13 protein-coding genes are annotated in these 16,795 nt (G+C 41.1%); 4 read left to right on the forward strand and 9 right to left on the reverse strand.

Going from position 1 to position 16,795, the window contains the following annotated elements:
- Window positions 1–70: 70 nt before the first annotated feature.
- Entirely contained in the window at window positions 71–1,723 is a 1,653-nt protein-coding gene (locus GVK91_RS21020; protein WP_159731193.1) for an AarF/ABC1/UbiB kinase family protein, read from the forward strand.
- Between the two features lie 76 nt (window positions 1,724–1,799).
- Window positions 1,800–2,585 (forward strand): SDR family oxidoreductase, encoded by a 786-nt coding sequence (locus GVK91_RS21025; protein WP_159731195.1) that lies wholly within the window; start codon window positions 1,800–1,802, stop codon window positions 2,583–2,585.
- A 62-nt stretch (window positions 2,586–2,647) separates the two neighbouring features.
- Here GVK91_RS21025 and GVK91_RS21030 read toward each other — a convergent pair whose 3' ends face one another.
- Together GVK91_RS21030 and GVK91_RS21035 are read right to left on the reverse strand one after the other, a co-directional pair.
- A complete protein-coding gene (locus tag GVK91_RS21030; RefSeq protein ID WP_153846816.1) occupies window positions 2,648–3,241 on the reverse strand; it encodes a YceI family protein in 594 nt (197 codons plus the stop codon).
- A gap of 102 nt (window positions 3,242–3,343) precedes the next feature.
- Window positions 3,344–3,931, reverse strand: coding sequence for a Crp/Fnr family transcriptional regulator (locus tag GVK91_RS21035; protein ID WP_145328318.1), 588 nt, complete (start codon window positions 3,929–3,931; stop codon window positions 3,344–3,346).
- Window positions 3,932–4,176: 245 nt separating this feature from the next.
- Between GVK91_RS21035 and GVK91_RS21040 the strand changes: the two genes are divergently transcribed.
- Complete coding sequence (locus GVK91_RS21040) at window positions 4,177–4,716, forward strand: GNAT family N-acetyltransferase (RefSeq protein ID WP_153846817.1); 540 nt, start codon at window positions 4,177–4,179, stop codon at window positions 4,714–4,716.
- A gap of 7 nt (window positions 4,717–4,723) precedes the next feature.
- Here GVK91_RS21040 and GVK91_RS21045 read toward each other — a convergent pair whose 3' ends face one another.
- From GVK91_RS21045 to GVK91_RS21075, 7 genes are all read right to left on the reverse strand, one after another.
- A complete protein-coding gene (locus GVK91_RS21045; protein WP_153846818.1) occupies window positions 4,724–5,125 on the reverse strand; it encodes a DUF1634 domain-containing protein in 402 nt (133 codons plus the stop codon).
- A gap of 78 nt (window positions 5,126–5,203) precedes the next feature.
- Window positions 5,204–6,037 (reverse strand): sulfite exporter TauE/SafE family protein, encoded by an 834-nt coding sequence (locus GVK91_RS21050; protein ID WP_075994080.1) that lies wholly within the window; start codon window positions 6,035–6,037, stop codon window positions 5,204–5,206.
- 231 nt (window positions 6,038–6,268) lie between these two features.
- The gene (locus GVK91_RS21055; RefSeq protein WP_153846819.1) at window positions 6,269–9,376 is read right to left on the reverse strand and encodes an efflux RND transporter permease subunit; all 3,108 of its coding nucleotides are present in this window, start codon (window positions 9,374–9,376) and stop codon (window positions 6,269–6,271) included.
- Between the two features lie 21 nt (window positions 9,377–9,397).
- Window positions 9,398–10,489, reverse strand: a complete 1,092-nt coding sequence (locus tag GVK91_RS21060; protein WP_153846820.1) for an efflux RND transporter periplasmic adaptor subunit — start codon at window positions 10,487–10,489, stop codon at window positions 9,398–9,400.
- Window positions 10,479–11,813 (reverse strand): TolC family protein, encoded by a 1,335-nt coding sequence (locus GVK91_RS21065; protein ID WP_200845673.1) that lies wholly within the window; start codon window positions 11,811–11,813, stop codon window positions 10,479–10,481. Before GVK91_RS21065 ends, GVK91_RS21060 begins: the two co-directional genes overlap by 11 nt.
- 180 nt (window positions 11,814–11,993) lie before the next feature.
- A complete protein-coding gene (locus tag GVK91_RS21070) occupies window positions 11,994–13,373 on the reverse strand; it encodes a HAMP domain-containing sensor histidine kinase (RefSeq protein ID WP_153846821.1) in 1,380 nt (459 codons plus the stop codon).
- Window positions 13,370–14,056, reverse strand: coding sequence for a response regulator transcription factor (locus GVK91_RS21075; RefSeq protein ID WP_200845674.1), 687 nt, complete (start codon window positions 14,054–14,056; stop codon window positions 13,370–13,372). The genes GVK91_RS21070 and GVK91_RS21075 overlap by 4 nt, the downstream gene beginning before the upstream one ends.
- 160 nt (window positions 14,057–14,216) lie before the next feature.
- Between GVK91_RS21075 and GVK91_RS21080 the strand changes: the two genes are divergently transcribed.
- Window positions 14,217–16,730: a phosphocholine-specific phospholipase C gene (locus GVK91_RS21080; RefSeq protein ID WP_159731197.1), complete on the forward strand. Its 2,514-nt coding sequence runs from the start codon at window positions 14,217–14,219 to the stop codon at window positions 16,728–16,730.
- Window positions 16,731–16,795: the final 65 nt, after the last annotated feature.

Consider the following 16,795-nt stretch of genomic DNA (forward strand, 5'->3'; position numbering starts at 1 on the left):
TGTTTTACAGGTGTTCGTGTTTATAGCGCATGGATATTTCGTATATTGTTATCGAAAATCATTGTCCATTATGTATAATCCGACAAAGAAGTTACAGCGCAGTTCCCAGATCTTAAGTATATTGGCCAAATATGGTTTTAAAGATGCAATCGCTCGATTGCCGTGGAAAGGACCCAGATCAGCCGTAGAACATCCTATTGATGTCGATGAGATTAGTGTTTATACCCGTATTCGTATGGCACTTGAGGAGCTCGGTCCGGCTTTTATCAAGCTTGGACAATCTGCTTCGACCCGGGAAGGATTGTTGCCCAAAGAGCTCGTAGAGGAACTGAAGCGTCTAGAGGATAATGTTCCGCCCTTTGAAGTGGATATTAAATCTTATCTGAAGGAAGAACTGGAGCTGGATATTGAGGCGCATTTCCAGGAGATTGCTGCGGAACCTTTTGCTGCGGCTTCTATTGCACAAGTATATCGCGCAACCTTAAAAGATGGGACCCAAGTGGTTTTAAAAGTCCGACGTCCCGGTATCGATGAGGTTATGCGCTGTGATCTAGCACTCATGCGTGATATTGCCAAAATCCTAACCATGTACAATGATGTACTGGAAAACCTTAATCTTCTGCTAATTGTTGAATCTTTCGCTACGACCATGCAGGAAGAGATGTCCCTGGTGATTGAGCGGCATAACATCGAACGCTTCACGAAGAACTTTAAAGGAAATAAACTGATCAAGGTACCCCGTGTTTATCCTGAACTCTCCTCGGACCGTGTTCTTTGCATGGAATATCTTGATGGTTTCAAGGTAACTGATGCCGTTGAAATTAAACGTCGGGGAATGGATGTCCAAACGCTGGTCAAAAATGGGATCAATTTATACCTTGAGCAAGTGATTATCCATGGTTTCTTTCATGGCGACCCCCATCCCGGCAATATGATGGTGATGCCAGATGGACGGATTGCTTTTTTGGATTTTGGAAATATGGGTAAATTATTGGGAATAGACCGTAGGCAGCTTGAGGAGTTTATTCAATCGGCTATTTCCGAAGATGCTGTCCGTTTAGCCGATGTGATTGAAGACGTTGCTGTGGTGAGCCATATTCCGGATCGTAACCGGTTTGAAAGATCCCTATATGAGATTTTCGATATGATTGACAATGTGTCTCTCGGGGATCTTAGCTTAGATTTATTGTTCAATAAACTGTGGAACATCATTGGCGACAACCGCTTGTATTTTCCGGAATATATCTATCAGTTGATGCGGGGTATTTCGTTGATGGAAGGTATTGGACGCCAGTTATATCCCGATCTTAATATTATGGAGAGTATCAAGCCTTTTGCACGAAGGATTATGATGGAGCGACTCTCTCCAGAGGCAATCTTCAAAAAAGGCAAACATAAAGTTGAATCTTTTGCACGCGATGTCGAAAAACTCCCTGAAGATATGCGCGCTCTTGTACGTTTGTTTCGGACAGGAAATTTTACACTCAACCATCGTCTGATCAGTGCACGATCTTTTAATGCCATTTTACGCAAGGGGGTCAATCGGATTGTCATCGGTATTATGTTTATGTCACTCAATTTACTGGGTGGAATGATTATCGTTGCGAGGGTAGAACCGCAGTGGTGGGGAATTCCCATTTTTGCCTGGATATGTCTAGGCTCAGCATGGGTATTTGCCATATATTTATTTGTCGCCATGATTCGGGCAAAGGACAACGATTAGCAGGATCTAGAACGCATTTTCAGTAACGGTGACTGGCTATGCATACATATACACTATAAAATTGAAAACAAAAGCTATGGAAATCAATCTAAATGGGAAAAAGGCGTTGATCGGAGCGAGCTCTGCTGGTATTGGTGCAGGTATTGCCCAGGTGCTTGCCTCTTGCGGCGTATCCGTAACTTTAGCTTCCCGAAATGAGGAAAAGCTACAGCGTACCTGTGAAAGTCTTGATACTTCCAAAGGGCAGGTGCATCAGTATATACTGGTGGACTACAACGATCACGAAGCATACAAAAAGCAGATAGCACATTATTTTGAGTCGAATAAGGTTGATATTTTGATCAATAATTCGAATGGCCCACAAGCTGGAACCATAGACCAAAAAAATCTGGCGGATTACCAACATGCTTTTGAACTCTTATTTCAAAATCACTGTTACACAACCTCATGTGCGCTGCCTTATATGTTGGCAAACCGATACGGACGTATTATTAATGTGTCTTCTTCAACAGTGAAAGAACCGGTATCTAATTTAGTGTTGTCCAATACGATCCGTACAGCATTGATTAGCTGGAGTAAATCGTTGGCAGTGGATGTCGCTAAAGATGGCGTGACTGTCAACAGCATCTTGACAGGTCTGTTTGATACGGATCGCATCCAGTCGTTAACCAACCTAGATGCACAACGTCTGGGGATTTCCTATGAGGAAGCGCTGCAATTACGGTTAAAACAGGTTCCTGCACAGCGCCTGGGTAAGCCTGAAGAATACGGTTATCTCGTCGCTTTCCTTTGCTCCGAATATGCTGGTTATCTGACTGGGACCAATATTCCCCTAGATGGCGGTATGTTAAAAGGCTTATAAAAAAGTGGCTATCCTATATCAAATAGGATAGCCACTAAGTTTGTGTGATTTATTATTTTCAATTAGTTCAATACCAATTCGGTATTGACAATGATGTCCACATCAGAAGCAACCGCTTCTACACCAGAAGGTAATTTATCATTGTATTTCATGCCGAAATCCTGACGGTTAATTTTTGTTTTAGCAGTAAAGCCAGCACGTGTTTTTCCCCATGGATCAGTAATGATTCCACCATTTTGAGTCACCTCGAAAGTTACTTTTTTCGTTACATCACGAATAGTCAAATCTGCTATCATAATATATTTTCCTTTTACTTTCGCATTTGTAAAACTGATAGACTTTAATGTCATTTTGGGGAATTTTTCCGCAGCAAAGAAATCATCGGTCTTCAAATGATTGTCACGCGCAGCGATACGTGTATCGATGCTGTTGACATCGATAGAAAAATTAACTTTAGCATTGTTAAAGCCTGTTCCTGTTGCAGTTTCAACTGTACCTTCTACCTTTGTGAATTCACCGTCAACAAAGCTTATTCCAAGGTGTTTTACATCGAATCTTGCATTTGTATGCGCAGGGTCTGCAGACCATTTTACTTGTGCTACAGCAACATTAACCATTAATACTGCTACAGCCAAAATTTGGAAAAATTTATTCATGTGTTTTCTTTTTATTTATCTAACCTTCAAAAGTTCAAAATGTTTGTTTGAACAAGCTTCTGCAAAGGTGGGATAAACTAACAACGAAAAAATTGATGTAGGTCAAGAATTTCGATTCGGCTTTAATATTTGTCTTTTTAGACGGCTTAGAAACTCTTGTGTGACGCCAAGATAGGATGCTAATTGCATATTGGAGATCCGCGGGTAGATTTTAGGATACCTTTTGATGAAATCCAGATACCGCTCTTGTGCAGTAAAACCTATGCTCGAGATAATACGGTGCTGCGATGCTATTTGTGCACGTTGGGCCATTATCCTGGAGAGTTTCTCAAAGATTGGATGATCTTCGTAAAGTTTGTCTTTATTTTTTTTTGACAGTGTAAGTACCACAGCGTTTTCCAAAGCCTGGATATTTTGAAGTGCTGGCTCCTGATAATTAAAGCTGGCAATATCACCGATCCACCAATCTTCAATTGCAAACTGTAGAATGTGTTCGATCCCATCGGCGGTGACATAGAAAGATTTAAATAAACCGCTGATCACGTATGCTTCATGGTGACACACCTCGCCAGCCCGGAGGAAGTATTCTTTTTTCTTTATTTTCCTTACCTGATAACGTGAAACGATGTCATTCAGTTCTTCCTCAGTGACATCAATGCGTTGTTTTACAAATTCCTTGAATTGTTCCATTTGGCTGTAAAATACGAAATTTTGCAATGCTAATTTAACAAGCTGTTTGATTCCTATCAATCCTAAGTTAAAATAATTCAGTTGCTGGCTATTGCTTTTATTCAATTTGATCAAAACAGTGATGAAATCAACATTTTGGTGTAATATTTGACTGGATATTGCCGTAATTCAAATAGTTTCATCAATAATTGGTATCTTCTGTAGGATTTAAAATATTTTGATTGCTAAAACTATAAATATGTCTCATGAAGTTTGTTGCACCCAATACTCTTGAAAACGATAAGGTCGTATTACGAATCATAGAACCAGCGGATTTTGATACGCTATATCAAGTTGCCAGAGATCCCCTGATCTGGGAACAGCATCCCAATAAGGATCGCTGGAAGGAAGATGTTTTTCGCCTATTTTTTGAAGGTGCCTTAGCAAGTAAGTCTGCTTATTTGATCTTCGATAAGGAAAGTGGTGCCTGCATCGGTAGTACGCGGTATTATGGGCTTGATGAAGCGGAGAAATCGATTTTTGTTGGGTATACGTTTTATGCCTGTGCATATTGGGGTGCAGGAATCAATCCATTGGTTAAAGAGATGATGTTTGATTTTGCCTTCAATTTTGTGGATCGAATTTACCTGCATGTAGGGGCTGAAAATTATCGTTCTCAGACGGCAGTTGAGCGCTTGGGTGCAATTAAAGTGGCTGAAAAGATGGTCAGCTATGTGAACGAACCTGAACGTAAAAATTTTGAATACGCATTGGAAAAATCTGCCTGGCGGCGGATCAAGAGATAAAGCCTTATTATCCCTTGATGCCGCTGAGTATACTGCCTATAATGACTGTTAATACAATCAATGTGATAATAATGTAAAGCCGGTCCTTCTCGATGACAAACCCAAATAACGAGCCAATCACGCGCACGATGGGGGTGCAAATCAATAGAAGTACACCTAGCTGTATAACCTGTGGAATATTTCGGTTGAATGCCCCGGTAATAATTCCGGTAATTGTTGTGTTGGAATTTCCCTCACCGACAAAATCTCTGTAATTCGGTACGGTGTCCTGTCCATGAACAATGAGGTAGAAGATACCGCCAAGGATAAGAATAGAGGAGGCGAATATAACGCCAATACGTAAAATTTGTCCTACCAAAAGTGAGATGTCCTTGTCTCCCCAATAGTGTTTCGAAAATACTTGTTTCATTTTGAGTAGTTATGTCCTTCATCGTCTAACGGAAGGATGTTACAAACCTAAAATTCTAAATCGTGTAAACTACCGTTTTTAGAATTTGTGCTGGAATCCGTTGAAGATCATTTCTAATGCCACCAATGTAATGGCGACGGCGAAAATAATGCGTAAAGTCTTCGGATTCATCCGTTTTAAGAGCTTGGATCCTGTAATGGCGCCGCATAATACGCCTAGGATAACTGGAAAAGCAATACCTGGATCCATATAGCCTCTTTGTAAATAGACCACTGCAGAAGCAGCTGCGGTGACACCGATCATAAAGTTGCTCGTTGTGGTACTGACTTTAAATGGAATTTTCATCATGCTGTCCATTGCTAGTACTTTAAGGGAACCGGAACCAATGCCCAATAATCCAGAAAGTATTCCTGCAATCCCCATCAAAGAGAATCCTCCGGCTATGTTGGTAAGTTTGTATGGAATTAATTTGCCATCAGCAGGATAGGTACTGTTCAGTTTCAATTTTTCCGCCAGGACGGAACCGCCGGAAAGTGCGTGTTCGTTTTTCTTACGTACCGTCATAGCCGCAGAGAAGATAAGTACAACACCAAAGATGATTGCAATGGTATTCGTAGGCATGTAAATGGCAATAACAGCGCCGATCACTGCTCCAATGGTGGTTGCAATTTCAAGAAACATCCCGAGCCGGATGTTGGTGATGCCTTCCTTGACGTAAGCTGTTGCTGCACCGGATGAAGTCGCTATGGAAGCCAGCAAGGCGGCTCCAATGGCATAACGGATGTCGACATGAAACAGAAGAGTCAATAAAGGGATGACAACGACCCCTCCGCCTAAGCCTGTCAGGGATCCTAAGAGTCCTGCTACAAAAGCACCCAGGAGAAGGATGATTGTAAAGGTGAGAATAGTCATAAATATTTGTTTGTTTGTGTGATCCAAAAAGCAGCAGCTGCTTTTTGGAAGGTAATTTGTTGTAAACTTAAGGGCTTTTTATTGTTTTTGAAATTTTTAAGCCGGAATAGATACAAATGTTACATCAAAAGTATCATAAAAAAATGATACTGCCCTGTCGCTTCACAGCGTGAGGCAGTACCGATGACCTTTTAATGGTCTAAATATATAGTATATAAAATATGGACAACATTATTCAGCGATTGTTTGTTGTACCTTTTCTTTTCTGTTGAAGATATCGTAGATGATTGGGAATACCAACAACGTCAATATCGTCGCTGAGATTAGTCCGCCAATGATGACGATCGCCAAAGGTTTTTGTGATTCCGAACCTATACCTGTCGATAATGCAGCTGGCAATAGTCCGATGGAAGCCATTAGAGCTGTCATGACTACAGGTCTTGTTCGCGATTTTACACCTTTATAAATTGATTGGTCATTGGGTAGACCTTCCTTCTTGTTCTGATGGAATTCCGAGATCAGGATAACTCCATTCTGGATACATATCCCGAATAATGCAATCATACCTACTCCAGCCGAAATTCCAAAATTCATACCCGTAACGTGTAATGCAATAATTCCACCGATAAGCGCAAAAGGAACATTGGCCAATACGAGCAGCGAATCTTTGATATTTCCGAATAGAATAAACAATAGGAAGAAGATGACGATCAAACTGATTGGTACCACCTGTGCTAAACGGTGTGTAGCACGCTGCTGATTTTCAAATTGTCCAGTCCAACCAATGGAATATCCTTCGGGAAGTTTTATTTTACTTACTTTTTGTTGTGCTTCAGCAATGGTGCTTCCTAAGTCACGGTCGCGGATGGAAAATTTGATGCCAATATAGCGTTTGATGTTGTCGCGATAGATAAAAGCAGCACCATTATCTTTTTCAATGGTCGCGATACTTTTCAAAGGAATTAATGTGCCATCACCACAAGGGACCATCAGCTGTGCAATATCTTTTTCTGTTTTCCGATATTCGGGTGCATAGCGTAGGCGAATGTTGAATTTGCGTTCACCATCGTACAAAATGGAAGCGGTCTTTCCGCCGAAGGCCATTTCCAGTACCGCCTGTGCATCTGCCGGTAGAACGTTGAAAGCTGCCATACGGGTCCGATCCAATACCACACTCACTTCGGGCTGACCAATATTGAGAATAATACCAGGTTCTTTAATGCCTTGAATACCTTTGACCTGTGCATAAACTTCTTTCGCCAGGCGGTCTAAGGTTGCGAGGTTATCGCCAAAGATCTTAATGCCGTTTTCGGCTTTGAAACCAGCAACTGCTTCGGCAACATTATCCGAAATAGGTTGTGAATAGTTATAGGTGATACCCTGAAATTGTTTGAGTTTATGGTCCATCTCTTCGATCAACTGATCCATGGTGATTTTACGTGTCCATTCCTCTTTAGGTTTTAGGGCCACCGCAAACTGAACAAAGCCAAAGCCATTGGGGTCGGTACCATCGTTGCTCCGTCCAGTTTGCGACAGTACGCCGGTGACTTCAGGAAAGGTTTCCAAAGTACTCTTTAACAGTTTGGTTGTTTTAACCGATTCACGTAAAGAAGTGCTCATAGGCATCTCGGCAGTAACCCAAAGAGATCCTTCATTTAATGTCGGTAAAAATTCTGTTCCTAAAAATTTTGCAGAAAATAAGACTGCAGCTAATAAAGTAATTGCAACGATCATACTCAGACGCTTGTTTCGGAATGTGAATCCAAAACCCTTGGCAACAATTCTATTCCAGAATTCAACAAATGGATTGTGTCTTTCTTTCACATTTTTATTGAGCAGAATATGCGATAAAGCCGGAACGAGTGTCAAGGTAAACAGTAATGCTCCCAGTAAAGCAAAACCCAGGGTAAAGGCCAGTGGCGAAAACATTTTTCCTTCTACTTTTTGGAAGGAGAATATGGGGATCAATGAGGTGATGATAATTAGCTTGGAGAAAAAGATTGCTTTTCCCAAGCCTGTTCCTGTCTGTTTGATCCAACCAGCTTTGGCCATTTTGTTGAATTTCTCCATGCCCAGCTTATGGGCCTGGTGATCCAACATGACAAATATCCCTTCAACCATGACGACGGCACCGTCGATGATAATACCAAAGTCTACTGCGCCCAAAGAAAGCAAGTTGGCACTCATGCCTGCTAGTTTAAGACATAGAAAGGCAAAAAGTAATGCGAGGGGTATAATAATGGAAACGATGACCGTAGTGCGCCAATCTGCCATAAAGAGCAATACCATCAAGGTGACGAGTACAATACCCTCAATCAAGTTATGCATAACGGTATGGGTCGTGAAATCCATGAGATTGTCACGGTCATAGAAGGTTTGCATTTTGACATCTTTGGGAAGGATTTTGTTGTTGAGCTCGTCTATTTTCGCTTTTACAGCAGTTAAAACCTCTCTTGGATTTTCGCCTTTCCGCATTACGATGGTTCCCGCTACCACATCATCATTCTTACCAAAACCGGCTTGGCCCACACGAGGCATCGCGCTTTCTCTTACTTCGGCTACATTTTTAACAAAGACCGGATTTCCCTTTTGGTTGATTACAGTGATGTTTTCGATATCATTGATTGAGTTGACCAAACCAATACCGCGTACGACATAAGACTGGCCACTTTTTTCGATGACATCTCCACCGACATTCAGGTTACTTTTGCTGACAGCATCAAATACCTGCAAAGGAGTCAGATTAAATTTGTCAAGTTTTATCGGGTCGGTACTGATTTCGTAAACCAAATCCTGTCCACCAAAAACGTTGATATCTGCTACACCTGGGACACCACGTAAAGCGCGGTCAATGACCCAGGTCTGCAAAGTAAGGAGGTCGCGTGAATTGCGTTGATCGCTATGTAATGTATAACGGAATATCTCTCCTGTAGGGCCATAAGGGGGCTGTACTTCAGGGTCGACATTGTCTGGTAGGCTTACAGACCGCATGAGGTTGTTGACCTGGTTGCGTGCAAAAGTATCGTCCACACCATCATCAAAAATGATTTTAACAATGGAGAGGCCAAACATGGTGGTGCTCCGTATGCTTGTTCTCTTTTGGACCGGACTCATGCCTAGTTCGATTGGTGTCGTTACAAAACGTTCGACTTCCTCCGCACTCCTTCCATTCCATTGGGTAATGATGGTTATTTGTGTATTGGTCACATCAGGAAATGCCTCAATGGGCATGCTTTTAAAGCTAATGAAACCAGCAATAGCCAAAATACCGACCCAAATAAAGGTAAATGCTTTATTTTTAATGGAAAAGGCAATGATATTTTTAATGAATTTGTTCATTCGTGTAAATGCTAAGACGGATTAATTATTCAGTGCTCTATAGATCAAAAGTTTATTGTTGACAACAACTTTTTCACCTTCCTGTAGCCCCGTAGCCATGTAGGTTGTTCCTTCATTTTGTTTGATCGGCAGTATTTCGCGAATCTTAATATCATTTTGGGATTTATAGATTAATACGAAATATTTGTTTTGATCGAAAATGACCGCATCAGAAGGAACTGCGAGCGCTTCCGTATTGGAGCGATGTAATACTTTAATGGTCGCTTTACTATCAGGAATAAGTAAACCATCCTTATTGTCTAGCACTACCCGTGCCTGCATTGAATTCGTCTGCGGATCGATGATCTTAAAGATTTTATCGATACTACCCTGGAATTTTTTGTCCGGGTAGCTCAGGGTAGACACAATAGCCGGCATGCCCATACTAATCTTGTCGATATCTGTTTCGTTGACGTTAAGAATTGCCCATACATCTTTTGTATTGGCCACATCAAAGATATTATCGCTGCGGTCACTACGCAACTGCATGTCCTTATTGATGTTCTTTTGGACGATGTAACCATCGATTGGAGATACGACCGAATAAATATTACCTGTACGGACATTGTAGATCTGACTGACGGCCTCTGAACGGCGTAGTTGCTCTTTGGCTTTGGTTAACTGTCCCTTTGCTTCCAGCATGTCTTTATCTGTACTTAATTTACCATTATACATGTCTTCGGCTACACGGTAGTTTTTCTCGGCGAGTAACACATCGGTTTTGGCATCTGAAAGATCCTTTTGTATACCGGCGACTTCCGTACTTCTGATTGTTGCCAATACCTGACCTTTATGGACATAATCACCCAAAGAAACATTAACGGAGATAACATTCCCTCCAACGAGCGGGAAAATATCGATGTAATTGTTTTGATCGGCCGATATCTTTCCAAAGAAGTTGAGTTCTTCGGTCACATTTTCTTTTTTTACCGTAGCAAAACTTGTCGATTTAAGCATCGTCTCACTAATTTCGAAACCTTTGACAATGGCTGCATTATCTGTTTCTTTATGATTTTGGCAAGAGTAAAGTAGCACTATTGCCACAGTGGCTATAAGAAGTTTTTTAGTTGACATGAGTTGAATTGAATATAGAAGTTTGAGCCAGGTAGTTTAATTGTTCGGCGTTGAGAATAATTTCCTTTTTCATATCGTATAGTTTAAGAATAGATATCCGATAGCTGTCCATAAAATCAGTGAATTCAACTAAAGAAATATTCCCTTTTCTAAAATTGTTGAATATGCCATCATAGACCACAGCGATGTTATGAAGGTCGTCTGGTGTAATGGTAAAATATTGGTTATATTGATTTTCCCAGGACTGATAGTTGGAACGGATCTGTGACTCCAGCAGCTGCCGTTGGACTTCAATATTTTTCTTTGCTTCTTCTTCGGCGTATTTCGCTTTGATAACATTTCCTTTATTTTGTTTCCACAACGGGATCGGAATGGCGGCTGTGACATTGACCTCATTGCGGAATACACCCCCATTCTGGCTGTAGGAAAGGCCAAAGTTAATATCAGGTGTGTTTAGGGATTGTTGCCATTTTGTAAATAACTGTGAGCTTTCCGAGGTCTTTAAGGCAAATTGATAATCGGCATTGTTTTCCAAGGCCAATTGGTAGATTTTGTCCAAAGGCATGGTTGGCTTTACGGCAAGTTCCTGATCTGCTTCTTGATCCGTTAACTTCGGTAATACATCTTCCTGACTGGAAATAAGCACACGTAATTGCTGCTGTAGATTGATGCTATTATTGATCGCTGTCGTTTTTTCGTTGTTGAGATCGATGGCCATTGTTTGAAGACGAACCTGATCTTTCAAAGAAACGTTCCCTTTTTTTCCTTGCTCTTTATACGCTGCAAGCAGATTATTTAGGTAATCCAACTGAATTTTAATATCCGCCAACTTATGTTGCTCAAAGTAAAGGGAGTAAAAGGTTGTACGCAGCTGCGCACGAAGACTTGCCAGCAATTGACTGAACTGCAACTTAGCAAGTTCAACATTTGATTTAGCAAATTCCACTTCATTCTTCTTTTTTCCACCGAGATAAATTAATTGGGATACACTTGCTTCCTTGGATTGACCAATATGAAATGCTTTTTTGTTCTGTGGGTCGTAGGCATTGGCAGACAGCTGCAACTGTGGTAGATCCCATATTTTGGCCTGTATGACGTCAGCCTCTGCCTGGCTGATGTCATATTGTTGCGCCAGGAGGGAAAGGTTCTTGCTGACGAATGCTTCTTCGCATTCCTGCAGTGTCATCTGTTTTCCCGAGATCTCACTTTGCTTATTCCCACGTGTACTTTCATGAATACTCGTGTAATCTGCCTGTGGCGGTTTTTGTTGAGCAAAAGCCATACTATTGAAAAGCAATAAAAATATTAAAGGTTTCTTTGTCATGTTTATCAAAACTTGTGTAACAAAATAACTGGTCGAATATTAAAAGCCCCTTAATAAATGCTTAAAAAAAGCTTAAAATTAGCATGTTTTTCAGGTAGATAAGAAGCCTAATGTGTCGGTTAATAAATGTATCTACTTGTTTATTAATGGCTTCCGGTTAATTTGGAGCGATTTTTGCAACTAACCTTTCTGGTTGAGAAACAATTTAAATAGTAATACAAAAGTATGCGTAGATTGTTTTAGATCTGCCTGATATGCTATCGTTGCTTGATGGGATTGCATGATACGCTGAACGATACGTAGCCCTAAGCCTGATCCTGTTGTTTCACTTGCATTTTCACCGCGGCTGAATGCATCGAAAATTCGCTTTTGGTCGATTGTGCTCAAGGCTGGGCCAGTATTGCTGACAAGTACCTTGAGTTCGAAGGTTGATTCTAGAATCATCACTTTTACCTCCCTATTATCGGAGTAGAGCGCAGCATTTTTAAATAAATTCACAAAAGCAATTTCAATCAATTGTGCGGAACAGAAAATACTAAGTTTTGGATCTTCGATCCCACCAATTGAAAAATCCAGTTGCAGGTCGGGGAATACCTTGGCTACTTTTTCATAGGCCATAAAGATAATTTCATCGATCCGCTCTTCCTTATAGGTCGTTTTCAAACGCTCAGAGTCGAACTTTGAAAGTAACATCAGCGAATCGGTTACCTCCGAAAGATGTAAGGTTTCCTTGGATATGTTACGTAAAACCTGCTTTACGTCTTCACTCAGCTGATTTTGATGATAAAGGTTCTCCAGCTGAAAGGACATTCGGGCAAGCGGTGTTCGCAGCTCGTGGGAGGCGCTGGAATTAAATTCTTTCTGCGATTCGAAAGCAGCCGAAAGTCGCAGCAGCATGGTATTAAATGCTCGGGTTAGTATAGCAATCTCATCGGTATGACCGGTATACTCGACAGGTTTGGTAAGTTTACTGGCATTAATCTGCGTAATATTATCTTTTAATTTATCGAGTGGGATCAATAGGCGCTGGATGAGGTTATAACTAAATATCCAGACCAGAACAGCGCTCAGGACAAATAATATTGTTAGGACGAGCGCAAGATGGTCCATTTTTTCATTTCCGGAGTAATCCTGTGCTTTTACGATAATATAATAAGGTAAACCGTTGATGCGATAATATTTGGCCAGTGTTTCGTATTGGTCCTGATAGTAGAAGATCTGTTTTTCCTGAGTTAGCCGATTGACAATCGAGGCATTCCAGGTAATGGTCTGATCCTTTACGGTACTGAAGACGAGCTGTTTGTTTTTGTCAAGGATGATAACATCTTCATAGAAAAGGCCATCTTCGTCATCGTGAAAATAGTTTTTGTAAGATTGGCGGTTGAAATAGGGGTTACTGGCAATATAATGGGAAATATTGTCCAATTTATCAATCAGTCGCTGGCGAAATTGATCTTTCCGAAAATCGAAACTAGCATAGTAGATAATCAACATCGCTATACCGAAAAGGACGGAGAATGCAATGCTAAAGCTAATCGCTATTTTCTTCTTTAAATTCATTTTTCTGCCGATAGGTAATAACCAAAGCCAGGTCTTGTATGGATCAGTTTATTCTCAAAGTTTTTATCAATCTTCTTACGCAAAAAGTTGATATAAACTTCAATTGTATTCTGTGTTGTCTGAAATTGATTTTGCCATACTTCCTCCGAAATATGCTGTTTGGACAAGGTACGACCCTTTGCCTGAGCTAAGATAAGCAGCAGTTGAAATTCTTTTTGAGTAAGATTAATTTCTTCATTTGCACGTAATACCCGGGCCTCATCAGGATAAATGATCAGATCATCGACTACCAATGTTTTTGTTTCATTGTTTTCGCTATGTTGTTGCCGACGCAATAGGGAATAGATGCGCATCAGCAATTCATCTAAGACGAAAGGTTTAACCAAATAGTCATCAGCAGCCCTGAGAAATGCCTCCTTTTTATCATCTATATCATCGTATGCCGAGAGAATAATAATTGGTGTCAATGCGTCATGGCTTCTTATCTTTTTACAGATTTCCAATCCATTGATTTTGGGGACGTTGATATCCAATAGATAAAAACCATATTTCTTTTGGTGTGTTTTGGCCAAAAAATCGATTCCATCAAAGGCTTGATCACAGGTAAAGCCCTGGCTTAATAGAAAAGATCGGATCTCTTTAGAGAGTACCTTGTCGTCTTCGAGCAGCAAAATGTCCACCATATTTATATCTGTTGTCTTTTCGTAAAAATAAACAAATTTTTGTCATCCAATCAAGGAGATGTTTTCTTCGTGCTTAATTTGGTAACATAAGATTTACACGAAGAAATGTGAAACAAAAAGAAATCTAAGTAGATTCAAATCGAAATTATAAATAAGTGTTATGGAAACCAGAAGAGAATTCCTACGAAAGACCCTACTATTTTCAGGAGCAGCAGGTATTGCCAGCTTCATGCCCGCATCGATCCAGAAAGCCTTTGCCATAGACCCTGCCCCAGGAAGTAGCTTTTTAGATGCCGAACATATCGTCATCCTGATGCAGGAGAACCGATCTTTTGATCATACGCTAGGTAGTCTTTCGGGAGTTCGGGGTTTCAATGATCCACGTTCGATACGTTTACCGAACGGTTTACCCGTATGGTATCAAACGGATAAAGAGGGAAAAACTTATGTTCCTTTCCGATTAAATCTGAAGGAAAGTAAAGTGACCTGGATGGGTTCTCTTCCACATAGTCGTGCAAGCCAGGTGGATGCCTTTAACCAAGGTCGTTACGATCATTGGCTGTTATCGAAGCAATCAGGGAATAAACAATATGCGGCTATGCCCTTAACATTGGGGTATTTTACACGCGAAGACTTGCCCTTTCATTATGCCTTAGCGGATGCTTTTACAGTATGTGATCAGAATTTTTGCTCGGGAATGACCAGCACTACGCCTAACCGTTCCTTTTTCTGGACGGGTAAGATTACAGAGATGAAAGATGGTCTGCAAAAAGCGAATATTCGGAATGATGACTTTGGCTATGGTAAAATGACTTGGGAAACTTTTCCGGAATTGCTTGAAAAGAACGGCATTAACTGGCGTTTTTATCAAAATGAGACAAGTTGTGGCGGAGGGTTTTCCGGACAGGAAAGAGCATGGCTATCCAATTTTGGGTGTAATCTACTGGAGTTTTTTCAGGCTTATCAAGTTAAATTTAAGGAGAACTATATCAGAAGCCTGGAAACACAGGTTCGGGATTTGCCCGTGCAGATTTCCAAGTTGGAAGAGAAGTCTCCTTCTTCCGAGGAACAAGCCGAAAAGATACGCGCTGATATTCGCAAAAAGAGTGAGGCTCTTGAGCGAGCAGAGGCGGAACTAAAGGAATTCAATGCAAACAATTATAAAAAGCTAAGTGATTTTACGAAATCATTAAACGAGCGGGCGTTTACGGTAAACAAGGGGGACAACAATTACAGGTCGCTTGATACGTTACATTTTAAGGCACAGGGGAAGAAAAGTACATTGGAGGTCCCTAAAGGAGATATTCTTTATCAATTTCGGAAAGACGTTGATACTGGTAAATTGCCCGCAGTATCCTGGTTGGCCGGTCCACAGAATTTCTCGGACCACCCGAGTGCGCCCTGGTATGGAGCTTGGTATGTATCTGAAGTTTTAGATATCTTAACGAAGAACCCAGAGGTTTGGAGAAAAACAATTTTTATCATTACCTATGATGAAAACGATGGTTACTATGATCATGTGAAACCTTTCCTTGTACCTGATTTAAAGAAGAAAGATACAGGAGCATGTTCTCCAGGGATCGATACGGAGGTGGAAATGGTTCGTTTAGAAAATGAGCTAAAACAGGGAATTCCTAAAAAGCAGGCACGTGAAGGGGCTGTGGGCCTAGGTTTTCGTGTTCCCATGTATATTGCGTCGCCTTGGTCACGAGGTGGTAAGGTCTGCTCTCAGGTATTTGATCATACATCTACTTTGCAATTTTTGGAATCTTTCTTTAATAAAAAGCTGAACAAGAATATACATTTGGAAAACATCAGTGCATGGCGTAGAACAATCTGTGGTGATTTGACAACCGCCTTTACGCCTTTTACTCAGCAAAAGGAACAACTCCCTTTTCTTGATCGGAATCAATATATCGAAACGATATACAATGCGCAGTTCAAAGATGATCCGCGAGGCTTTGTTGAGGTCAAAGATCCTGATCTCGCGACTAAAAACGGATGGATTCCGGGATTTGACCGAATACAGGAGCGGGGGATTCGTAGATCTTTGCAATTACCTTATGCGCATGATGCGGTGGGCTATGTGAAAGACGGAGTATTTCATCTAACGATGACTGTAGACAGCAAGTTTTTCGGAGAAAGGACGGCAGGTACAGCCTTCAATGTGTATAGTCCGTTGGAATATCGTGATGAACAGGGGCAAAGTGAAACCTACCGTAATTGGAATTTTGCGGTGAAGGTCGGTGATCGTTTGGCATATCAGTGGGACCTGGCACGATTTGAAGGAGATCGCTATGCTTTTGAATTACATGGTCCAAATGGTTTTTATCGAAAATTTTCTGGACAAAAAGGAGCAGCAGCACTAGAGGCTACCGTTTCTCCGGAACTGAAAGCGCTAACTCAGGCAGCGACAGGGAAATTACAGTTGAGACTCAGGAACAAGAGTGACCAGCGGGTAACGGTAGTTGTCGAAAGCCTTAGCTATGGAAAATATGCCACAACGAAAGAAATAGCTCCCGCCGAAGAAGTTCCATTGATCCTGGATGTTGAAAGTCAAGGAAATTGGTATGATATTGCTGTACGAATCAAGGGAGACAGCAGTTTCGTCATTCAGCTCGCAGGGCGATTGGAAACAGGTGTTGAGTGTACAACTGATCCATTATTAGCATAATCTGTACTGTTTCAGCAGGGATGGCGGTCAATTCTTATTGAATGGGTTCCCTGCTGTTGCTATAT

Source organism: Sphingobacterium sp. 18053 (assembly GCF_902706145.1).
Classification (GTDB): domain Bacteria; phylum Bacteroidota; class Bacteroidia; order Sphingobacteriales; family Sphingobacteriaceae; genus Sphingobacterium; species Sphingobacterium paramultivorum.